This is a genomic window from Rhodoferax potami (assembly GCF_032193805.1).
Taxonomy (GTDB): Bacteria; Pseudomonadota; Gammaproteobacteria; order Burkholderiales; family Burkholderiaceae_C; genus Allorhodoferax; species Allorhodoferax potami_A.
Window position 1 is genome coordinate 1,469,206 of the sequence record NZ_JAVBIK010000001.1, and the last position, 22,153, is coordinate 1,491,358.

Sequence of the window (22,153 nt, forward strand, 5' to 3'; positions counted from 1 at the left end):
ATAACCATGACGAACTCCACGCACTGGACCCTGGCCGAACGTGCCGCCAAGATGAACCCCTCGGTGATCCGCGAGATCCTCAAAGTGACCGAGAAGCCCGGCATCATCAGCTTCGCCGGCGGCCTGCCCAGCAGCAAAACCTTCCCCGTGGCCGAGTTTGAAGCCGCCTGCGCCAAGGTGCTCAAAGACGACCCGGCTGGTGCACTGCAGTACGCCGCCAGCGAGGGCTACGGCCCCCTGCGCGAACTGGTCGCCGCCCAGCTCAAAGCCCAAAGCGCCGCTGCCGGCGTGACCTGGAACGTGGACCCCGCGCAGGTGCTCATCACCACCGGCTCGCAGCAAGGCCTGGACCTGGTTGCCAAAATCTTGATCGACAAAGACAGCAAGGTGCTGGTCGAGTCCCCCACCTATTTGGGCGCGGTGATGGCCTTCACGCCGATGGAGCCCAACGTGGTGAGCGTGGCCAGCGACGCTGAAGGCATCGATATTGCCGACCTGGCTGCCAAGTCTGCCGACGCCCGCTTTTTGTATGTGTTGCCCAACTTCCAGAACCCCACCGGCCGCAGCATGACCGAGGCGCGCCGCGCCGCGCTCAGCGCAGAAGCCGCCCGCAGTGGCCTGCCCATCATGGAAGACAACCCCTATGGCGACCTGTGGTTTGATCAGGCACCTCCTGCGCCCCTGACCGCGCGCAACCCCGAGGGCGGCATTTACCTCGGCTCGTTCTCCAAAGTGCTGGCGCCCGGCTTGCGCATGGGCTTTATCGTGGCGCCCAAGGCGGTGTACCCCAAGCTCTTGCAAGCCAAGCAAGCGGCCGACCTGCACAGCCCCGGCTTCAACCAGCGCCTGATTTTTGAGGTGATGCAAAACGGTTTCCTGGACCGCCATGTGCCCACCATCCGCAGCCTCTACAAAGCCCAGCGCGACGCCATGCTGGAAGCCTTGGCCAAGCACTTCCCCGAGTCGAAAGGCCCGGACTCTGCCAATGCCGACAGCACCTTCACCTGGAACACCCCCGCCGGTGGCATGTTCTTGTGGGCGCGCCTGCCTGCCGGCATGAACGCCGTGGACCTGCTGCCCCACGCCGTGGACAAGGGCGTGGCCTTTGTGCCCGGCGCGCCGTTCTACGCCGGCAATGCGGACGCCCGCGCCATGCGCCTGAGCTTTGTGACCCCGAGCGTGGAAGAAATCCACCGCGGTGTGGCCGCGCTGGCCGAAGCCATCCACGCCCAAAGGAGCTGAACATGACGGTCCATATCTGGGGGCGCCTGAGTTCGCTCAACGTACGCAAAGTGGTGTGGGCCGCGCAAGAAACCGGCGTCGCCTTTACCCGCAGCGATGCGGGCATGGCCTTCGGGGTGGTCAAAACCCCCGAGTACCTGGCCATGAACCCCAATGCGCTGGTGCCCACGCTGCAGGATGGCGACTTCACGCTCTGGGAGAGCAACGCCATCGTGCGTTACCTCCGCGCCAAGTACGGCAATGACCAGCTCTACCCCCAAGAACTGGCGCAACGCTTTGACGCCGAGCGCTGGATGGACTGGCAGCAAACCACCCTGAACCGCGAGAGCGGTGGCGCGTTCCTGCAATGGTTCCGCACGCCGGCAGACAAGCGCGACGCTGCCGTCATTGCCCGCTCCACCGCCGCCACCGAGCCGGCCATGGCCCAACTCAACGACCATTTGGCCACCCGCACCTGGATGTGCGGCGAGCACTTCAGCATGGCAGACATTCCCGTGGCCTGTGATGTGCACCGCTGGTTCGCCCTGCCGCAGCAGCGGCCTGCTTGGCCGCACCTGGAGCGCTGGTTTGCGGCCATCCTGGCGCGCCCGGCCACCCGCGGTGTGCTCGACCTCCCTATTTCATAACGCTCAATCCTAGAAAGGCTCCTCGTGCCCCAGCTTCGCCCCTTCGCCCAAGTCGATGTGTTCACTGCCCAGCCGTATTTGGGTAACCCGCTCGCCGTCGTGCTCGACGGCAGCGGCCTGAATGATGCGCAGATGCAGGGCTTTGCGCGATGGACGAACTTGAGCGAAACCACCTTTTTGCTGCCGCCCACCCCCGAGGCAGCGGCGCAGGGCGCGGACTACCGGGTGCGCATCTTCACCCCCGGCGGTGAACTGCCCTTTGCCGGCCACCCTACGCTGGGCAGCTGCCACGCTTGGCTGGAGGCCGGTGGCGCGCCCCAAGCCAAAGACCGCATCGTGCAGGAGTGCGCCAAAGGCCTGGTGCAGATCTGCCGCGACGGCAGCCGCCTGGCCTTTGCGGCCCCCTCGTTCCAACGCAAAAACCCCAGCCCCGGCTTGCTGGCGCAGGTGGCCCATGCGCTGGGCCTGACAGCCAAGCAAATCATCTCGGCCCAGCACCTGAGCAACGGCACCGATTGGCTGGGCGTGCTGGTGGACGACATGCAGTCCGTGCTGCAACTGCAGCCTGACCACCCTGCACTCAAGAATTTGGGTGTAAAAGTGGGTGTAGCCGCCGTGGATAGTGCGCGAGCAGCTCCTGATTCCATAGCAAGCAAACTGGAGGTGCGCGCTTTTGCCGCACTCAACGGCATCAACGAAGACCCGGTCACCGGCAGCCTGAACGCCAGCCTGGCCCAGTGGCTGATTGCGGACGAATACATGCCCGCCAGCTACGTGGTGCACCAGGGCACCTGCATCCAGCGCGAAGGCCGCATCCACATCCGCGAGGACGCCAGCGGCCAGGTCTGGGTGGGCGGTGACTCGGTCACCTGCATACGCGGCAGCGCCACTCTGTAACCCGACGAGACAGCTTATGACCCCACGCGCCTACCAACAAGTCGACGTCTTCACCCGCATCCCCTACCTCGGCAACGCCTTGGGCGTGGTGATGGACGGCAGCGGCCTCAGCGACGAAGAGATGCAGGCTTTCGCCCGCTGGACCAACCTGAGCGAGACCACTTTTTTGCTGCCCCCCAGCCCCGCAGCGGCGGCGCAGGGCGCGGACTACCGGGTGCGCATCTTCACCCCCGCCGATGAGCTGCCGTTTGCCGGCCACCCCACGCTGGGCAGCTGCCACGCCTGGCTGCAAGCGGGTGGCGCGTCCAAGGTGGCTGGCACCATCGTGCAAGAGTGCGCCAAAGGTTTAGTCAAACTCAAGCGCGACGACACCCGCCTCGCCTTTGCCGCGCCCAGCCTGCAGCGCAGCACGCCCGACTCAGCGCTGATCGCACGGGTGGCTTCAGGCTTGGGGCTGCGCGCAGAGCAAGTTCGCGCAGCCCAGTGGCTGGACAACGGGCCAGTCTGGCTGGGCCTGCTGCTCGACAGCATGGACACCGTGCTGGACTTGCGCCCGGATCACTCTGCCCTCAAAGGTTTGGCACGCGGCATCGGTGTAGCCGGCATGGATGTTGCGCCAGCAGCTCCTGATTTGATAGTACGCAGCAACCGCGAAGCACGCGCTTTCGGGGGCAGCAGCAGCTCAAGCGCCGCCACACTAGACGACCCCCCGTCCATCGAGGTCCGCTTCTTTGCGGACGATATCGGCGTGACCGAAGACCCCGTCACCGGCAGCTTCAACGCCAGTCTCGCCCAGTGGCTGATTGCCGATGGCATCGCCCCTGCCCGCTACGTAGCCGCCCAGGGCACCTGCATAGGCCGTGCCGGCCGCGTGTTTATTGAGCAAGACGCGCAGGGCCAGGTATGGGTGGGCGGCGACTCGGTCACTTGCATTGAAGGAAAGGTCACCCTGTGATGGCGCCGCTAGACGCCTGGCTGCACGCCCCCATGGCCGCGCAACTGGCGCTGGCGTGGACTACCTATTTGATTGGCACCGCCAGCCCCGGCCCCAGCAACATGGCCATCATGGGCATGGCCATGAACGCCGGGCGCCGCCCCGCGCTGTGGCTGACGCTGGGCATTTTGAGCGGCTCGTGGTTCTGGGGCGTACTGGCGGCACTGGGTGTTTCGCAGCTGCTGGCCAGCTTCGGAGCAGGCTTAATCGCCATGAAAGTGCTGTGCGGTTTGTACCTGCTGTGGCTGGCCTTCAAGTCGGGCCGCGCAGCCATGCAGCCCCACGCTGCTACAGCAGCGGCCACACCGCAGGCGGTGGATGCGCGCAGCCTGTATTTGCGTGGTTTGGCCATGCACCTCACCAACCCTAAAGCCGTTTTGAGCTGGCTGGCCACGGTCACGGTGGGCATTCCTGCCGGCGCCTCGCCCCACCTCGCTTGGGTAGTGGTAGGCGGCTGCATGGTCATGGGGGCGGCAATTTTCGGCGGCTACGCGCTGGCGTTTTCTACCCCTGCCGCACGCCGCGTCTATGCCCGCGCCCGCCGCGGGCTGGAGGGCCTGCTGGCAGCAGTGTTCGGCATAGCCGGGCTGCAGCTGCTGCGCACCAGCACCCACGCACATTGAATTTCACACTGCTTCAGGACCCACCATGACTGCCAACGCCCTGCTCCCCACCCTGCAAAACATCGAAGCTGCGGCCCAGGTGGTGTACCGCGAATTCGGCCCCACACCGCAGTACCGCTGGGGCCAGCTCTCCAGCCTGCTGGGCGCCACCTGCTGGGTCAAGCATGAGAACCACACGCCGGTGGGCGCCTTCAAGATCCGCGGCGGCCTGACCTACTTTGACCAGCTGGCCCAGCGCGGCGCCATGCCCGCCGAAGTGGTGGGCGCCACGCGCGGCAACCACGGCCAAAGCGTGGGCTGGGCCGCACGGGCGCACGGCGTGCCTTGCACCATCGTGGTCCCGCACGGCAACTCGGTGGAAAAGAACGCCGCCATGCGCGCACTGGGCGTCACCCTCATCGAGCACGGCACCGACTTTCAAGAGAGCCGCGAGTTCGCCATTCAACTCGCCCAAGACCGTGGCGCCCACATGGTGCCCAGCTTCCACCCTGACCTGCTGCGCGGCGTGGCCACCTACTGGTGGGAACTGCTCAAGGCGGCGCCGGAGTTGGATGTGATTTATGTGCCCATCGGCCAAGGCTCCGGCGCCTGCAGCGCCGTGGCTGCCAAACGCGCGCTGGGCCACCGGGCCCGCATTGTGGGCGTGGTGAGCGCACACGCCACCACCTATGCCGATTCATTCGCAGCCGGCAAAGTGGTCGAAGCCCCCGTGACCACCCAACTGGCCGACGGCATGGCCTGCCGCGTGGCAGACCCCGAGGCGCTGGAGATATTGATGGGCGCCATCGATCACCTGGTGCAAGTGACCGACGCCGAAGTCGCCCAAGCCATGCGCGACATCTTTGCCTGCACCCACAACGTAGCCGAAGGCGCCGGCGCTGCCAGCTTTGCCGCCGCCATGCAAGAACGGACTAGCCTGCAAGGGCAGACGGTGGGGATTACCTTGTGCGGGGGTAATGTGGACTCGGCGGTGTTTGCCGGGGTGCTGCGAGCTTAGTTTCCCTGCGCCCCACCACACCTCCTCCTTTCACTCTTTTTGTTGCACCATGATCTCCACACAACAGTTCCTGATCTTTGCTGCGGCCGCCTTGTTAATGGCGGTGACACCGGGGCCCAACATGATTTACCTCATCTCGCGCTCCTTGTGCCAGGGGCGCAAGGCCGGTGTCATGTCGTGGTTTGGCGTAGTACTTGGCTTTTCGGTGCACATGCTGTGTGCCTCCGTTGGCCTCACCGCGCTATTTATGGCGGTGCCCATGGGCTACGAATTGCTGAAGTTCGCGGGGGCTCTTTATTTGATCTGGCTGGCCTGGCAAGCGGTGCGCCCCGGCGCGCGCTCCCCTTTTGAGGCCAAGGACCTGCCACCCGAACCGCCCCGCAAGCTGTTCGTCATGGGCTTGCTCACCAGCGTCCTGAACCCGAAAGTCGCCATCTTTTATCTTTCCGTCTTGCCGCAGTTCATTGCACCCGAGTCCGGCTCAGTGCTGGCGCAAAGCATGATGCTGGGCTTCACTCAGGTCTTCATCGGCTCCAGTGTCAATTTGATGGTCACTCTCTCGGCGGCAGCCATGGCCAGCTGGTTCGCCCAGCACCGTCTGTGGCTCGCCGTTCAACGCTACGTCATGGGCTTGGTGTTGGGGGCGCTGGCGGTCAAACTCTTGGCCCAGCAGCGCAATGCGGCTTGAGCCTTGCGAAGTAAGTGTCCCTTTAACCTTCCCGACATTCAGAGACACCTGCAGCGCTCCTAATTTCATAGCTGCTGTCGCACATTTAACAAGTGCCAAGTGCCGATTGGGCTTAAATCCTACCCATGGGAAATCTTTATCTGGTGCGCCACGGGCAGGCCTCTTTCGGGGCGGCTGATTACGACAACCTGAGCGAGCTCGGCCACCGGCAGAGCGTGCGGCTGGGGGAGTACTTTGCGGGCAAGGGCTTGCAGTTTGACGCGGTGATCACCGGCACACTCAAGCGCCACGCCCAGACTTGGGCCGGTATTGCCCAAGGCGCGGGGCTCACGCACCAGCCCCTTGAGTGGCCGGGCCTGAATGAATACGACAGCGAGGCGGTGATCAAGGCGATTCACCCTACGCCCCTCGAAAAACCCGATACGCCCGAGATGTACCGCCACCACTTCCGGCTGCTGCGCGACGGCCTGACCCAGTGGATGAATGGGGTGGTCAGCCCGCAGGGCATGCCGAGCTACGACGATTTTGTGCGCGGAGTAACCAGCGCGCTGGAGCATGTCCGCAAGTCGCACACCGGCAATGTGCTGATCGTGAGCAGTGGCGGGCCTATCTCCACTGCCGTGGGGCATGTTTTGGGCACCACGCCCGAAACCACGATTGAGCTGAACCTGCGCATCCGCAACAGCTCTGTGACCGAGTTGGCCTACACCCCCAAACGCCACATGCTGGTGACCTACAACACCCTGCCCCACCTGGATGACGCAGCCCATGCGGATTGGGTGACTTACTCCTGAGGGTGTCGCGCTCGCGTCGCTAAAGACGACGCCCTTGGCGGCTCTGGCATAGCTCGTGCTTTGTGACCTGTGTTGGAAAACACAGAGGAACACAATGCACCAAAAAGGTCTGCCCTCCCTAGCGCTATGGATGGGCATCGTCGCGCTGAGCTGGTCGCTCACTACCCAGGCACAAACTCCCGCCAGCGGCACTGTTACCGAGGCCGCGCCAGTTGCAGCGGTAGTTGCAACAGAATCTGCACCGGCCCCGGCTGCGGTCGCAACACCGGCACCGACAACAACACCGACTCCAGCGCCTGTATCGGCATCGGTGTCGCCAGCGCCGACTAAACCCTTTCTGGCCAAGCAAGACAGCATCAACGCCGCAGACACGGCTTGGATGATGACCAGCACCGCACTGGTGTTGCTGATGACGCTGCCCGGTATTGCCTTGTTTTATGGCGGCATGGTGCGCAAAAAGAGTGTCATCAACACCATGGCGAGTGTGGTGGCGCTGGCGGCCCTGCTAAGCCTGCTTTGGTTTGCGGTGGGCTACTCGCTGGCCTTTACGCCGGGCACGGCCTGGCTGGGCGGGACCGAACGGATGTGGTTCAGCGGGCTGGGCTACCTTAAAGAGGCGGGCTTGGTGGCGGTGAGCCATGTGGCGCCGAATATCCCGGAGTCGGTGTATGCGATGTTTCAGCTCACCTTTTTCATCATCACCGGGGCGCTGATCGTGGGTGCACTGGTCGAGCGGATGCGCTTCTCGGCCATGCTGCTCTTTATAGGCATGTGGTCGGTGGTGGTGTACGCCCCGATTGCCCACTGGGTGTGGGAGCCGGGCGGCTGGCTGGTGCAAATGGGCGTGCTCGACTTTGCAGGCGGTGCCGTGGTGCACATCAATGCGGGTGTTCGGGCCTGGTGTGCGCCTACATGCTGGGCGCCCGCAAGGGCTATGGCAAAGAGCCGTTTGAGCCTTTCAACCTGGGCCTGACCATGGTGGGCGCGGGCCTGCTGTGGGTGGGCTGGTTCGGCTTCAATGCCGGATCGGCGGTGGCGGCCGATGGGCGGGCGGGCTTGGCCATGGCGGTTACGCACCTTGCGGCATCTGCCGGTGCCATGAGTTGGATGCTGGGTGAATGGGTCATGCGCGGGCGCCCCTCTTTGCTGGGGCTGTGCTCGGGCTTGGTGGCAGGGCTGGTGGCCATCACCCCGGCGGCAGGTTTTGTGTCGCCCAGCGCGGCGGTGATCATCGGTTTGGTGGCGGGGGTGACCTGCTACTGGGGCGCGACCGGCCTGAAGCGCATGCTCAATGCTGACGACTCGCTGGATGTATTCGGGGTGCACGGCATAGGCGGCATCGTCGGGTCTTTGCTTACCGGGGTGTTTGCCAGCAAGGGCATTTCGGGCGTGACCGGCAGTGTCGCCACCCAAGCGCTGGGCGCGGTGGTGGTGGTGGTCTACAGCGGCGCCATGAGCTTTGCGCTGCTGTGGCTGACCAAGGTGATTGTGGGCCTCCGGGTCGATGACAACGCGGAACTGGTGGGCCTGGATGTGTCGCAACACCGCGAGCACATCGGGGGTTGATAGTGTGATTTGAAACAGGTTGCGGCCGCCAGCGGCTGCCAAGGAGTGTTGCATGTTGAACAGCGAAAAACTGGCGATTGCCGCCCATTTGCACGTGCTGCTGCGCCGCAAAACCGGCCGGGTGACCGATACCGAGTGGATGGCCAGCAACACCGAGTACGCCGCTGAAATCATCCGCTTTGCGCGCGCCGCCGCCAAAGACGACGGCCATGCCGACCTCGGCGAATGGGCCGCCAAACTGGAGCTGGCCATGGAGCCGCAGCATCCCCACCGCGCGACCAGCCGCGACAAGCTGTTCGGCATGCTGGGGGGCAACACCCGCCCTGCGCCCCTGCCCGGCGCATCCGACTCGCTGCTGGGCGCTGCCGATGCGGGCGGGCACCGGTACATACGCGGCATCCGCTAGCGGCGGCCCAACCGGGGGCTATCACCGGCACAATCTGTGCATGCTGTGTTTAACCTTTCGCCTGTTGGCCTGTGCCGCACTAGTGTGCGCCACCACCCTGCACGCCAGCCCCTTGCTCCGCTGTGAGCTCACCTACGCTGGGAGTACCCAAACCCTAGAGGCCACGCCCGTGGACGATCCGTACCCGGTGGCATCGGTGGATGTGGGCGGGCGTTTTTACTTCAAGGCAGTAGTGGTGGGGCGCGGTGCACAGCCGGAGTACATCAAAACCTATGCCTACCTCGACACCCGCACCCAGCCGGTGCTGGTGCAGCAGGCCACGTATTTACCGCCCTTCGCCACTGCGCCGGGGGGCCAACGGCTGACGGGTAAACAGTTTGTGTACGCAGGCCCCGTGGAGCGGGAGCTGCAATACGAGTGTGTACTGCACGGGGTGCAACCATGAAGCGCCCCACCCTCAACAACGTGCTCGGCCTGCTGCTCGCAGGCACTATCGCCCTGCTGGGCCACAGCGCAGCCGTGGCGCAGCCGGTGCCACCAACCAAGGACGAGTCGGGCTGGGTAACGCTGGTGTTTGCCGGGGACATCGTGCTCGACGATGTGGCGGGCGCCATGATCGAACGGGGCGAAGACCCGTTTGGCGGCTTTCGGGACTTTTTTGCGAAGGCGGATATCCGCATTGGCAACCTCGAGTGCGTAGTGGCCACCACCGGCTCGGCGGGCGACAAAAACTTCACCTTCCGGGCCCACCCGCGGACCTTGCCGGTGCTCAAGCGCCACTTCGATGCGCTGGCCCTGGCCAACAACCACTCGGGCGACTATGGCCGCGAGGCATTTGCCGAAATGCTCACCCTGCTACCGGCCGCCGGGCTGCAGTACTTTGGCGGTGGCCGCAACCTGAAAGAGGCCCACGCGCCGCTGATCATGGAGCGCAAGGGCCTGCGGATTGCGCTGCTGAGCTACAACGAGTTCATGCCGCGCAGTTTTGAGGCGGACTTTGATGCGCCGGGCATCGCCTGGAGCGAAGATGAGCAGGTGGTGGCCGACATACGTGCCGCCCGAGCCCTGCACCGCGCGGATTTGGTGATTCCCGTGATGCATTGGGGGTGGGAAAACGAGCTGGTGGCCAACAACCGCCAACGCAGCTTGGCCCGCCGCATGGTGGATGCCGGCGCAGACGCGGTGATCGGCGGCCACCCGCATGTCACCCAGGACATCGACTACCACCAAGGCAAACCCATCGTTTACAGCGTGGGCAACTTTGTGATGAAGGAAACCGACAACGACGACCAGCGCCGCGCGTGGGTGCTGAAGTTGCGCCTGAGCGCACAGGGTGTGCAGGCATTTGAGACCCGGGCTGTCAATATTGACCTGCAGGGCATTCCCACCCCGGACCCGACCCGCGCCACACCGTGCTGGCGCCGTGGCGAGGCGGGTACCCGCCTGTGCACCCCAACCGACTGAGCTAAGCCCGCGACCTCAAGGTGTCGCCGGGCAGTGCATGGATCTCGGCCAATAAGCCCGCAAGGGCGCGGCCTGCGGCAGACAAGACCGCCTCGCCCTTGGCAGCTGTGGCGGCAGCCGCGTTGCCGACAGCGCCTGCAGGGTTGTAGTCCTGCATTTGCCAGCCCAGCTTGGCGCTCTTGCCATTGCCGAGGATGGGAAAGGCCTTGGCACGGTCTTCAGAAGTCGAGGCAAAGTTTTCTGCCTGCGCCATGTTTACGAGGTCAGGGCGCAGGGCGAGCATCATCGAGGTTTCGACGTCACCGGCATGGATGCCAAACCGGTGCTCATGGGCGCTGAAGAGCGCATTTACATCGCTGCCATCGGGCGCGGTGAGGGGCAAGCCAAACCAGTTGACGCTGTAGACCAGCATGCCGAGCCGGGCGCGCAGGTCACGCGCCACCACATCCATCAGCCCCACCTGGCCGCCGTGGCTGTTAAACAGCACCATGCGTTTCACCCCGGTGGCGGCCACGCATTCGCCGATCTCGGTCCAGATGCGGATCACGGTTTCGGCCTTGAAGGTCAGGGTGCCGGCGAACTCGGCGTGTTCAGGGCTGTACCCCACGGCTTGGGTGGGCAAAAACAGGGCGGGAATATCGGGGGCGATATGGGGTAGCGCATGCGCCACCACGCCATCGACCAGCGCGCTATCCACCTGCAAGGGCAGGTGCGGGCCATGCTGTTCGGTGGCAGCTACCGGTAACACGGCAATCATGCGATCCAGCGTGCCGGCGGTGCGGGCGGCGTCGAATTGCGGGCTGGTCCAGTCAGCCCAAAAACGGGAGGGAGGGTGCATCACTCCATCTTAACCAGCGGCACTGTCCGGCGCGATCATTGGTGCCACGAGCGGCATGCGGATGCGGAAGCACGCACCCGAGTCAGGCAGGTTGCTCACATCGATGGTGCCGCCCAGTGTTTTGGTCACCAGGTTGTAGACGATATTGAGCCCCAGACCACTGCCGCCTTGCCCCAGACGGGTGGTGAAAAACGGGTCAAAAACCCGCGCTAGGTGCGCTGCCGGTATGCCGCGTCCGTTGTCCGAGACCAGCAGTTCCAGCCGGTTGTCGCCGTCGAGGCGGGCGGTGATCTGGATGGTGCCGGGCGGGCCGTTGTCGTCGAACGCGTGGATCAGGGCGTTGTTCATCAAATTGGTGAGCACCTGCCCCAAGGGGCCGGGGTAGCTGTTGAGCTCGACATCGTGCGGGATATCGGTGGTCACCTTGTGCGGCGACTTGCGGATGGTGGGCCCCAGCGTCAGCAGAATTTCGGCCACCGTGTGCTGCAACTCAAAATTGCGCCGGTTTAAGCTGGTCTGGTCCACCGCCACTTGCTTGAAGCTGGCCACCAGCTCTGCCGCATGTTGCAGGCCGCGCATCAAGATGCCGGCGCCTTGCTGGGTGTTGGCCACGAACTCGTCCAGCCGGCTGCGGGTCAAGCCTTTGCTCATGCTCTGCGCAAAATTGTCGGCATGGTCTTGCAGGGTGCTGGCCACGGTGAGGCTGTTGCCGATCGGGGTGTTCAGCTCGTGGGCAATGCCGGCCACCAAAGAGCCCAAAGCCGACATTTTTTCGGCGCGCACCAGCTCGGACTGGGCGGCGCGCAGTTGCCCCAAAGCATCGGTCAGCTCCTGGGTGCGCTCTTGGACACGGTGCTCCAGGGTGGCGTTGAGCTGGAGGATGTTTTCGTCGTAGCGGTGCTGCTCGGTGATGTCGTCAAACGCCATGATCAACACCTCTTGCCCCTCCAACCACACCACCCGGCCGGACAGTTCGCAATAGATCTCGGCCCCATGCAAGCCGCGGCTCATCCACGCCTGAAAGTTGGATAGCTCCCCAGTTTTTTGCAAGGTGTCCAGCGCTTTTTCGCGCACGCTCAGGTCTTTCCAGATGCCGACCCGCTTGCCGTTGGTTCCGATCACGCTGGCGCGGTCCATGCCGAACACGCGGCCCCACGCGGAGTTGACATCGAGGGTCTGTACCTCGTCGCCCATGGTCGACACTGACATGGCCACTGGCGAGGCATCAAAAATCGCGGCAAATTTGGCCTGGCTGTCGCGCAGCGCCTGTTCGGTGCGGGCCCGCTCTTCGAGCTCGCGCTGCAGCGCCAAGGTTTTCTGCTCGCGCTCGCCGAGCAATGCGCCAAGGTCGATCCGCATAGTGTCGAGCGCGTTGGAGAGCTGGCCCATTTCGTCATTTTTGGGGCTGGCTACCGACTCGGACAAATCCCCGCGGGCCAGGCGCAAGGCACTTTCCCGCAAGCGCAGCATGGGTTGCACGATGCGGCTGCTGAACAAGGGCCAAATAAAGGCAAACGCCAGCGCGACCTGCAGCAGCAAGGCGCCGGAGAAGCGCATCAACTCATCACGCGCCTCAGCCTGCACCTGCAGGGTGGACATGGTGACGCTCAAGTTACCGACCCGGGCGCCGTTGTAAGTGATTTCGCGCTCTTCTTGCCGCTGGTTGTCGATATCGCCCGAGGCGTCGCCACGCTTGACGAAGGGCTCGCCGAACTCGTCGGTCACGGTCACACTCACCACGTCGGGGTTGCGCATCACGGCTTCGACCAGCTCGATCGCCACACCCCGGTCCAGATTCCACACCGCCACCGCCATGCCGCGCGACAGTACGTCGGCATATTGCTTGAGGGGGACTTCGACCCGCAGTGTGACCTCAGTCTCCAGCTTGCTGGTGACCTGAAAGCCGGCGAAAAACAGGGCTGGCAACAGAATGCCGGCAGCCACCCCGAGCATCAGCGTTTGGCGCAGCGAAAAACTCGGGAACTTCACGCGGAACGGGCCTTTCCGAAGGTTGTACCAAAGTGCTGTCGCAGTATGGCCGCGGGCAGCGGTGCGGGTCAAGCGCACAAAGCGCAGTTGCAACAACCGTACCTGTTTGGCCTGCCTGTTATAACCCAGCGCAAGTACCCCAGCCCTCGCAAGCCAGCCCCACGGCCCGCCCCGCGCGAGGAACTATTGCCCGCCCTTGTGGCTCTGACCAGCAGATGAACGACTCCTCTTTTTGCGCCCGCGTGCGCCGCCTGCCTGCCGCTCTCTTTTTTATAGCTGCTTGCGCACTGTTTTCGGGGGCTTATGCCCAATTGGGGCCTGCAACCAGCCCCATTCTGGGCGGACCCGCTGCGAGCGCAGCCGCGGGGGCCACGGTGCGCACCGAACAGGTGAGCGCCGAGCTGTTGGTGCATGCGCCCGACGGGCTCACGCCTGGCAGCACCCTGTGGCTGGGCTTGCGGCTGCAACACCAGCCCCATTGGCACACCTATTGGAAAAACCCTGGCGACTCCGGCCTGCCCACGCTGCTGCAGTGGACGTTGCCGCCCGGCCTGAGTGCCGGCGAGATTGCCTGGCCGGCCCCGCAAAAGATCGCCATCGGCACCCTGGCCAACCTGGGCTACGTGGGCGAGGTGCTGCTGCCGGTGCCCGTGCAGGTAAGCCGCGACTTCAAGGCCACCGGGCTACCCCCGGGCGCCGAGGTGCAGCTGGCGGCCAGCTGGCTGGTGTGCCGCGAAGAGTGCATTCCCCAAGAGGGCCGTTTCAGTGTGCGGATACCGGCCCAAGGCTCCACCGCGCTGCACGCCGGGCTCTTCAAGGCGGCGTGGGCCGCTGCGCCGCAGCCCTTCACCGGCAAATTTGAAGTGACCGCTGAGCCCGAAGGCCTGCGCCTGCAGGCAAGCGGCCTGCCCGCTGCATGGGTGGGCCGGGCCCTCCAGGCACTGCCTGAAACCGCCGAGTTGCTCGACACCCCGGCCCTGCCCTCCAACACCGACCGCTTGCACCAAGGCGCACTCCAGCTCCGCCAGCAAGGCTGGGATGGCACCACCTGGCGGGCCTGGCTGCCTTACGCCGCCCAACGCAACACCTCGCCCACGCGCTTGGCGTGGGTGCTGAGCGCCGGTGGCACCGAGAGCCTGCGCGCCGAGGTGCCTGTGAACGGCACTTGGCCGCCGGTGACCGCGATGGCCACCGTCTCGCCAGCCCTGCAAGCCGCGCTGGACAGCAATGCGCGTGGCAACGCTACACCGCCCGCCGCGCAAAGCGGCTGGGCCTGGATGCTGATGGGCGCCCTGCTGGGCGGGCTGATTTTGAATTTGATGCCCTGCGTGTTCCCGGTGCTGGCGCTCAAGGTGCTGGGCTTTGCCGGCCAAAGCGCCCAGCCCCGTGGCCAGCAACGCGCCCAGGGCTTGGCCTACACCGCCGGTGTGGTGCTGTCTTTCATGGCGCTGGGTGGCTTGCTGCTGGCGCTGCGCGCCGGGGGCGAGCAGCTGGGTTGGGGCTTTCAGCTGCAGTCTCCCGCGGTGATTGTGGCGCTGGCCTTGTTGTTCACCCTGCTGGCGATGAACCTGGCCGGTTGGCTGCACATAGGCAGCGTGGTGCCCGACCGTTTGGCCGGACTGCAACTGCGGCCCCCGGTGGCCGAGGCATTTTTGTCGGGGGTGTTGGCGGTGGCGATTGCCTCGCCGTGCACCGCGCCGTTCATGGGCGCGTCGCTGGGCTATGCCATTACTTTGCCGGGGGCGCAGTCTTTGGTGTTGTTTGCGGCACTGGGCTTCGGCATGGCCTTGCCTTACCTGCTGGCGAGCTGGTGGCCCGCGGTAGGCCGGATGCTGCCGCGCCCCGGTGCCTGGATGGAGACTTTCAAGCATTTCCTGGCATTCCCCATGGCAGCTACCGTGGTGTGGCTGGTGTGGGTGCTGGGTCATCTGGCCGGTGTGGATGGTGCTGCCAGCTTGCTGCTGCTGCTCTTGAGCGTGGGCCTTGGGGTCTGGGCGCGGCGGCAAACCGGCCGTGGCAAAGTGGCATTTACTATCATTTCTATAGCTGCTTGCGCACTGTCTATAAGCGCCACATGGCAATTTGGCTTAAAAACTGCGGAGGAGCCTACCGCGCGCACTACCGGTGCCGCACCGGCAGGTGCCAACTGGCAGCCATGGTCTGATGCCGCAGTGCAAGCCGCGCTGCAGCAAGGCAAGCCGGTGTTTGTGGATTTCACGGCCGCCTGGTGCATTACCTGCCAGGTGAACAAGAAAACCACCTTGGGCCAAGCCGAGGTGGAGGCCGCTTTTGCCGCCAAACAAGTCACCCTGCTGCGGGCAGACTGGACCCGGCGTGACCCCGCCATCACCCGCGCGCTAGAACAACTCGGTCGCAGCGGCGTGCCGGTCTATGTGCTGTACGCCCCGGGGCGCAGCCCCCAAGTGCTGACCGAGTTGCTCACGCCCGGCGAGGTGCTCGGCACCCTGGCCATCTTGTAAGCGCCCACACACCTTCGCCCGACCGACCACCATGCCCTCCATCGACACCGACATCCTTCACTCGCTGCTGTTCCCGCCCCGCACCGTGGCGGTGGTGGGCCTGTCGCCCAAGCCGCACCGCGAGAGTTTCAAGGTGGCGGCCTACATGCAGCGGCATGGCTGGCGCATCGTGCCGATCAACCCGAACGCCGCCGAGATCTTAGGCGAAAAGGCCTACCCCAGCCTCACCGAGGCCGCGGCGCATGAAACGATTGCCATGGTGAACGTATTCCGCAACAGCGAGGATGTGCCGCCGGTGGTGGACGAGGCGATTGCCATCGGCGCCCCCGCGATCTGGCTGCAACTCGGCATCCGCAACGACGACGCCATGGCCCGCGCTCGGGCGGCCGGCATGCAGACCGTGCAGGACAAGTGCCTACTGATAGAGCACGCGCGCGCCGCCCATTGAGGCACTTGCGTGCGGCCACAGGACAAGCCGTCGGGGTACGGGCAATGATGTCTTGACTTGAGGCAAGACAAAAGCGGCAGGCGCTTGAACTGCGACAATCGGTCCATGACCGACATCAACCCCACCAACGCACCTTTCGCAGTCGAGGCCACCACCTTTGACGGCCTGCACAACCCCACTTTTCTGCAGGCCTGCATGCGCCAGGCTACGCCTCACACCCCTGTGTGGTTGATGCGCCAGGCCGGCCGCTACCTGCCGGAATACGTGGCCACCCGCGCTACCGCCGGCAGCTTCATGGGCTTGGCCACCAACCGCGAATACGCCACCGAGGTGACCCTGCAACCCCTGGAGCGCTACCCGCTGGATGCGGCCATTTTGTTCAGCGACATCCTGACAGTGCCGGACGCCATGGGCCTGGGCCTGTCGTTCGCCCAGGGCGAAGGCCCACGCTTTGCCAGCCCCATCAAAAACGAGGCCGATGTGGCCAAGCTCGAAGTGCCCGACATGGCCAAGCTGCAATACGTGTTTGATGCGGTGAGCAGCATCCGCAAGGCGCTCACCGTAGACGGCAAGGGCCGCGTGCCCCTGATCGGCTTCAGTGGCAGCCCTTGGACACTGGCCTGCTACATGGTCGAAGGCAAAGGCAGCGACGACTACCGCCTGGTCAAAACCATGATGTACAGCCGCCCGGACCTGATGCACCGCATGCTGGCCATCAACGCGGACTCGGTCGCCGCCTATCTGAATGCCCAGATCGACGCCGGCGCCCAAGCGGTCATGGTGTTTGACAGCTGGGGCGGCGTGCTGGCCGATGGCGCTTTCCAAGAGTTCAGCCTGGCCTACACCGCACGGGTGTTGAAGCAGCTCAAGCGCTTCGGCACCGACGGCAAAGTGGTGCCACGCATTGTGTTTACCAAAGGCGGCGGCTTGTGGCTGCAAGACATGCAGGCGCTGGACTGCGAAGTGCTGGGCCTCGACTGGACGGTCAACCTTGCCAAAGCCCGTGCTTTGGTGGGAGGCAGTGAGAACGGCCCCGGCAAGGCATTGCAGGGCAACATCGACCCCAACGTCTTGTTTGCGCCACCGGCTGCAATTGAGGCAGAAGTGGCCAAAGTCTTGAACAGTTTCGGCACGCCCTATCAAGGCAGCGGCACCGGCCCCACGCACATCTTCAACCTGGGCCACGGCATCAGCCAGTACACCCCACCGGAACATGTGGCGGCACTGGTGGCAGCGGTACACAGCCACTCCAAAAACTTGCGCGCTTGATCGGCTACCACGTTTTTTTTGAAAAAACAAAGTTTCCGACACTTAGTTATGCACAAAAATGGCGATTTAGGGTTAACCCTTAATCCCCTTGGTAGGAGCAGCGCTACAAAACCGATAGCGCTCCTAAGTGCTTGATTTATATAGATTTCTGTTTTTGCTTTTTTTCTGGGCAGCGTAAGAAAACCCTTGATTTATAAGACCTGAAGCGCGGCTCAAGGCACATATCAACAAAGTTATCCACAGAAAACCTGAATCAAATGCAAACCTCTTGTAAATCAAGCACTTAGCCCTCATTCCGCAAGTTCACCTCAAGAAGACGCCCCAAGTGACATTCCGCATCACGAGAAGTCAGACGACCTCCGGACCCTGCCCATGAGCCATTGGCTGCCCGTTTTGGTGCACACGCCGGCGCATGCGGCGCTCGGACCCGTGCTCACCTACCGCAGCGAACAGCTGTTGCCGGCCGGCACCCTGGTACGGGTGCCCTTGGGCAAGCGCGAGACGCTGGGTGTGGTGTGGGACGCAGCGACTGCTGAGGCCACCGGCGAGTTCGACCCCGCCAAGGTGCGTGACATAGCCGGTGTGCTGGAGGGCATACCGCCCTTGAGTCGGGCCTGGCAGCAACTCTTGAGCTTTACCGCCGCCTACTACCAGCGCTCGGCCGGCGAAGTGGCGCTGGCCGCCTTGCCCCCGCAGCTGCGCGAGTTGAACCCCGAGCAGGTGGCGCGGCGCCTCAAGCGCAAAAAGGTGGATGCGGGTGCCGGCGGCGCGGTGCTGGCAGCACCGGCACTCAGCCCCGAGCAAGCTGCGGCGATTGCCCAGATCGATAGCCACAGCGGGCCCTTCTTGCTGTTCGGCGCCACCGGCAGCGGCAAAACCGAGGTGTATTTGCACTGCGTGCACAAGTTGCTGGCAGCCGACCCGGATGCCCAGGCGCTGGTCATGGTGCCGGAAATCAACCTCACCCCCCAGCTGGAAGAGCGCTTCAAGGCCCGCTTTGCCCCGCTCTACGGCGAACAGGCCGTGGTCAGCCTGCACAGCGGCATGACCAACCCGCAGCGCCTCAAAAGCTGGCTCAGCGCCCATGGCGGGGCGGCCCGCATCGTGCTGGGTACGCGGATGGCGGTGTTTGCCAGTCTGCCCAAACTGCGACTCATCGTGGTCGACGAAGAGCACGACCCCAGCTACAAGAGCGGCGAAGGGGCCCGCTACTCGGCGCGCGACCTCGCGGTGTACCGCGGCAAGTTGGAGGGGGCCAAGGTCGTCCTCGGCTCGGCCACGCCCTCGCTGGAGACTTGGCACCACAGCCGCCCAGCCGTTGACGGCGGGCGCTACCTGCGCCTGCACATGCCAAGCCGTATCGGAGAGTCTTCCAGATTACCGCTGGTGCGCCGGGTGGACATGAACCACCAGCCCCGGCGCGCCATTTTCTCGACACCGCTGATTGCCGCCATCACCGAGCGGGTGGCGCGCGGCGAGCAAGTCATGGTGTTTTTGAACCGGCGCGGCTACGCACCGGTGCTCACCTGCGAAGACTGTGGCTGGAAGAGCGAATGCCCGCACTGCAGCGCATTCCGCGTGTTCCACAAAATCGACCGCACCCTGCGCTGCCACCACTGCGGCTTTACCGAGCGGGTGCCACGCGCCTGCCCGGACTGCGGCAATGTGGACATTGCCCCCTTCGGCCGCGGCACCGAGCAGCTGGAGGAACACCTGGCCGAGTTGCTGGTGGATGTGCGACGCCATGGCTCCGTCACCCCCGAGAACCCCGACGGCGAACATGTGCGTATTGCACGCATCGACGCCGACAGCACCAAACTCAAAGGCCAGCTCGAAGAGCAACTGGCCGCCGTGCATGCGGGCGACGTGGATGTGCTGGTGGGCACGCAAATGATTGCCAAGGGCCACGACTTCCGCCGCATCACGCTGGTCGCAGCGGTGAACCCGGACGGCGCCTTGTTCAGCAGCGACTTCCGGGCGCCCGAGCGCTTGTTCAGCTTGCTGATGCAGGCCGCAGGTCGCGCGGGGCGCGATGCGTCACTGGGCGCGCAGAGCGAGGTGTGGCTGCAAACCTTCCAGCCCGAACACGGCCTGTACGCCGCCCTCAAGAAGCACGACTACCCCACCTTCGCGGCGCAGCAGCTCAAAGAGCGCGAGCAAGCCAATATGCCGCCCTTCAGCGCCCAAGCGCTGGTGCGCGCTGAGGCCAAGACGCAGGAGGCTGCACAGGCGTTCTTGAACGCCGCCCGCACCTTCGCCCAAACCGAAATGGCCGCGTGGGACGGCTGGGCCGAGGCGCTGGCACAAGTCTTCCTTTACCCCGCCGTGCCCATGGCCATCCAGCGGGTGGCCAATATCGAGCGGGCCCAAATGCTTATCGAGTGCCCCTCACGCGCCACGCTCCAGCAGTTCCTGACCGCCTGGCAAAGCGTGCTCCACGCCACCCGCAGCCAGCCCGAGTGCAAAGGGCTGATCCGCTGGGCGATTGATGTGGATCCGTTGGCGATTTGAAGCAAGTCCTGGCTCTGCTTGAAAGGCTCCGCGCCCGATGACACCCTGCCCCCATTGCCAAGGCGCCGGCGTGCCCTTGTCAGCAAAGAGACGCTCCAGCCGTGAACACCCTGCGGTCTGCAGCTTGTGCGGCAAGCTATCCCACGTGATTGCAAGCTCCAGCTCGGGCATATTTTGGTTTTCACTGTTTATTGTGGGCACCTTCTATTTGATCGGTGCAATCAACGAGGTAACGCTCTTGGGTTGGCTCGGTGTGCCAATAGCCATGGCGTGCTACCGATGGGCATGGAAGCGAGCCGCGCTTTGGCCCATTACCGGTGACAGCGCAAAGTCATCGCGGCAAGCCAGCCGACTAGTCAATGCACTCGGTTTACTGGGAATTTTCTGGTCCTAGCACTCGCTATTTGCAAGAAAACTCGGATAGAGATCATGAAAAAAATCACCGCCACGCTGATCGTGTCAATATCGGTAGCCGCACTTTCGTACTGGTATCTGAACTTGCCAACTGCCAAGGCGGTGTCTTTCAACCAGCGACTTTGGCTAGAAGCATCGTCAAGCGACCAAGAGAACGATCCAGGCTGCTATCGGGGCAGAATGGCAATGGAACTCGTGGACAAGCGCTTGTTGAACGGCAAAACCGGCCCAGAACTCATTTCACTTCTCGGCGTGCCCAGCAACTCCTCAGCAGGCAGTTGGACTTACCCCGTAGGTCAGTGTGGGATGCTGTGGGAGCATTTCCACTTGCGGGTTGACGTAGGGCCAGAGGGGAAGGTCATCCGCGCTGCTGTTGTCAAAGACGGGAGTTAGCCCGACTCGCGAGACACTCAGCGCTTGTCGGCATCCTGCCCATAAGACAGGGCCTGGTCGTTGCGCACCTCATGGGCTTGCACATCGACCACATCCGCCGCAGGCGCACCGTATCCAAAGCCTCCCGCTGCTGACGGGCCGGCAGCACCAAAACCACCGCGCTTGAATTGCTGACGCGCCTGATTGAACCGCTGGAAGGTGGTCACAAACGCCGGTTTGCGGCCGGTCAGCAAGGCCTTGAGCAGCACCCATACGACGCTCAGCAGCGCAACCACGATCAGGCTCAGGGCAAAGACGGCGGCCGCAGCGATAAGCACCAGTTTGAGTGCGGTGCGGAAAATGGCGGATACGAAATTCATCAGAGTGTCCATGTGATTATTGTGCGCGCCGGAGCAAAGCCACCTGCATTTCCAAGGATTCGCCCCGGACGGCTCCAGATCAGCATATTTTCAGCCTCTGGCGCCCATAGAACATGCGCAAGCAGCTATCAATTCAATAGCAACTAAATTCCTACCATCAGCGCCACAGCACCCGAAAAAGTGAAAAAAGCCGCTGCGGTAGAAACCAGAATGATGCGGGCAATGCGCCCATTGTCCGCACCGAAGCGCTCTGCCAGCAGCGACACATTGCTGGCACTCGGGAGTGCAGCCAGCAGCACCAGCACGGTGAGTGCAAATTTGTCGATGTGCACCCCGAGGCTCACTGCCGACACGCCGACCAGCAGCACCAGCAAGGGGTGCAAAAAGAGCTTGATCAGTGCCACTGGCACATATTCCTGCCAATGCACTTCGTGGGATTTGTCGTCCTTGGCCAGCATCTGCGAGCGGGCCAGCACCGCGCCGATGGTGAACAGCGCGACCGGCGAAGCCGCATCGGCCAGCAGACCCACAGTAGCGGCAACAGGCTTGGGTAGCTCTAGCTGCAGCGCAGAAAACAAGGCTCCGAGCAAGATGGACCAAGGCATGGGATTGGCAGCGACCCCCTTGAGCGCGTTTTTGGCCGCCTGCCCCGCCGACACACCGCCCTGCGCCGGGTCACCGCCAAGGCGCGACAGCGCAATACACAAAGACGAGGTGATCACCATGTCCACCAGAATCGTGACGATGGCAGGGCCCGCTGCCTTGGCCCCCAAGAGCGCAACCAGCAGCGGCACCCCCATGAAGCCGGTGTTGGGGAAGGCGCCCACCAGTGCGCCAAAGGCCGCGTCATTCCAGCCGATGCGACCGTGCAGCGTGACCGCCACCACAAAGGCCACCATCACCAGCGCACACAGCAGATACGTGAGCGCGAGACTCACGTCTAACAGTTCACCGATGGGCGTGCTCGCACCGAAGCGGTAGAGCATGCACGGCAACGCGAAAAACAGCACAAAGCCATTGAGCCCGGGGATGGCCGCCAGCGGCAGCATGCCCCGGCGGGCGGCCAGATAGCCGCAGAGCACCAAAGCGAAAAAGGGGAAAGTCACTGTCAGGATTTGCAGCATGGGGGCCATTGTCGGGGAAATGCAGGTGCAC

The 22,153-nt window shown here is 63.9% G+C and carries 20 protein-coding genes and 1 pseudogene; 17 read left to right on the forward strand and 4 right to left on the reverse strand.

Annotated elements, in window-relative coordinates:
* Positions 1-6 precede the first annotated feature (6 nt).
* The 12 genes and pseudogenes from RAE19_RS06970 to RAE19_RS07025 all read left to right on the forward strand — a co-directional run bounded on the left by RAE19_RS06970 (position 7) and on the right by RAE19_RS07025 (position 10,297).
* Positions 7-1,242 (forward strand): PLP-dependent aminotransferase family protein, encoded by a 1,236-nt coding sequence (locus tag RAE19_RS06970; RefSeq protein ID WP_313874209.1) that lies wholly within the window; start codon positions 7-9, stop codon positions 1,240-1,242.
* 2 nt (positions 1,243-1,244) lie between these two features.
* Positions 1,245-1,868 (forward strand): glutathione S-transferase family protein, encoded by a 624-nt coding sequence (locus tag RAE19_RS06975; protein WP_313874210.1) that lies wholly within the window; start codon positions 1,245-1,247, stop codon positions 1,866-1,868.
* A 24-nt stretch (positions 1,869-1,892) separates the two neighbouring features.
* Entirely contained in the window at positions 1,893-2,765 is an 873-nt protein-coding gene (locus RAE19_RS06980) for a PhzF family phenazine biosynthesis protein (RefSeq protein ID WP_313874211.1), read from the forward strand.
* 16 nt (positions 2,766-2,781) lie between these two features.
* On the forward strand, positions 2,782-3,720 hold the full coding sequence (locus RAE19_RS06985) for a PhzF family phenazine biosynthesis protein (protein WP_313874212.1): 939 nt from the start codon (positions 2,782-2,784) through the stop codon (positions 3,718-3,720).
* Entirely contained in the window at positions 3,720-4,382 is a 663-nt protein-coding gene (locus RAE19_RS06990; protein WP_313874213.1) for a LysE family translocator, read from the forward strand. Before RAE19_RS06985 ends, RAE19_RS06990 begins: the two co-directional genes overlap by 1 nt.
* A gap of 25 nt (positions 4,383-4,407) precedes the next feature.
* Positions 4,408-5,379: a threonine dehydratase gene (locus tag RAE19_RS06995; protein ID WP_313874214.1), complete on the forward strand. Its 972-nt coding sequence runs from the start codon at positions 4,408-4,410 to the stop codon at positions 5,377-5,379.
* 49 nt (positions 5,380-5,428) lie between these two features.
* Positions 5,429-6,067, forward strand: a complete 639-nt coding sequence (locus RAE19_RS07000) for a LysE family translocator (RefSeq protein ID WP_313874215.1) — start codon at positions 5,429-5,431, stop codon at positions 6,065-6,067.
* A gap of 125 nt (positions 6,068-6,192) precedes the next feature.
* Positions 6,193-6,861 carry a histidine phosphatase family protein gene (locus RAE19_RS07005; protein WP_313874216.1) on the forward strand — a complete coding sequence of 223 codons (669 nt, stop codon included), beginning with the start codon at positions 6,193-6,195 and terminating at the stop codon, positions 6,859-6,861.
* Positions 6,862-7,240: 379 nt separating this feature from the next.
* Positions 7,241-8,427 (forward strand): annotated as a pseudogene (locus RAE19_RS07010) (ammonium transporter).
* Positions 8,428-8,479: 52 nt separating this feature from the next.
* A complete protein-coding gene (locus RAE19_RS07015) occupies positions 8,480-8,833 on the forward strand; it encodes a hypothetical protein (protein ID WP_313874217.1) in 354 nt (117 codons plus the stop codon).
* A 40-nt stretch (positions 8,834-8,873) separates the two neighbouring features.
* Positions 8,874-9,278 (forward strand): hypothetical protein, encoded by a 405-nt coding sequence (locus RAE19_RS07020; protein ID WP_313874218.1) that lies wholly within the window; start codon positions 8,874-8,876, stop codon positions 9,276-9,278.
* Positions 9,275-10,297: a CapA family protein gene (locus RAE19_RS07025; RefSeq protein ID WP_313874219.1), complete on the forward strand. Its 1,023-nt coding sequence runs from the start codon at positions 9,275-9,277 to the stop codon at positions 10,295-10,297. The genes RAE19_RS07020 and RAE19_RS07025 overlap by 4 nt, the downstream gene beginning before the upstream one ends.
* 1 nt (position 10,298) lies before the next feature.
* On the opposite strand, the gene RAE19_RS07030 is transcribed toward RAE19_RS07025, so the two are convergent.
* Together RAE19_RS07030 and RAE19_RS07035 are read right to left on the reverse strand one after the other, a co-directional pair.
* Positions 10,299-11,135, reverse strand: coding sequence for a creatininase family protein (locus tag RAE19_RS07030; RefSeq protein WP_313874220.1), 837 nt, complete (start codon positions 11,133-11,135; stop codon positions 10,299-10,301).
* 9 nt (positions 11,136-11,144) lie between these two features.
* Positions 11,145-13,217, reverse strand: coding sequence for an ATP-binding protein (locus RAE19_RS07035; protein WP_313874221.1), 2,073 nt, complete (start codon positions 13,215-13,217; stop codon positions 11,145-11,147).
* A 122-nt stretch (positions 13,218-13,339) separates the two neighbouring features.
* On the opposite strand from RAE19_RS07035, the gene RAE19_RS07040 reads away from it, so the two are divergent.
* The 5 genes from RAE19_RS07040 to RAE19_RS07060 all read left to right on the forward strand — a co-directional run bounded on the left by RAE19_RS07040 (position 13,340) and on the right by RAE19_RS07060 (position 20,639).
* Entirely contained in the window at positions 13,340-15,604 is a 2,265-nt protein-coding gene (locus RAE19_RS07040; protein ID WP_313874222.1) for a protein-disulfide reductase DsbD family protein, read from the forward strand.
* 31 nt (positions 15,605-15,635) lie between these two features.
* The gene (locus RAE19_RS07045) at positions 15,636-16,052 is read left to right on the forward strand and encodes a CoA-binding protein (protein ID WP_313874223.1); all 417 of its coding nucleotides are present in this window, start codon (positions 15,636-15,638) and stop codon (positions 16,050-16,052) included.
* 105 nt (positions 16,053-16,157) lie between these two features.
* Positions 16,158-17,321, forward strand: a complete 1,164-nt coding sequence (hemE, locus tag RAE19_RS07050) for a uroporphyrinogen decarboxylase (RefSeq protein WP_313874224.1) — start codon at positions 16,158-16,160, stop codon at positions 17,319-17,321.
* A 372-nt stretch (positions 17,322-17,693) separates the two neighbouring features.
* Positions 17,694-19,832: a replication restart helicase PriA gene (gene priA / locus RAE19_RS07055; protein WP_313874225.1), complete on the forward strand. Its 2,139-nt coding sequence runs from the start codon at positions 17,694-17,696 to the stop codon at positions 19,830-19,832.
* 429 nt (positions 19,833-20,261) lie between these two features.
* Positions 20,262-20,639, forward strand: coding sequence for a hypothetical protein (locus RAE19_RS07060; RefSeq protein WP_313874226.1), 378 nt, complete (start codon positions 20,262-20,264; stop codon positions 20,637-20,639).
* 17 nt (positions 20,640-20,656) lie between these two features.
* Here RAE19_RS07060 and RAE19_RS07065 read toward each other — a convergent pair whose 3' ends face one another.
* Both RAE19_RS07065 and RAE19_RS07070 read right to left on the reverse strand, forming a co-directional pair.
* Positions 20,657-20,998: a hypothetical protein gene (locus tag RAE19_RS07065; RefSeq protein WP_313874227.1), complete on the reverse strand. Its 342-nt coding sequence runs from the start codon at positions 20,996-20,998 to the stop codon at positions 20,657-20,659.
* A gap of 143 nt (positions 20,999-21,141) precedes the next feature.
* Positions 21,142-22,122, reverse strand: coding sequence for an AEC family transporter (locus RAE19_RS07070; protein ID WP_313874228.1), 981 nt, complete (start codon positions 22,120-22,122; stop codon positions 21,142-21,144).
* Positions 22,123-22,153: the final 31 nt, after the last annotated feature.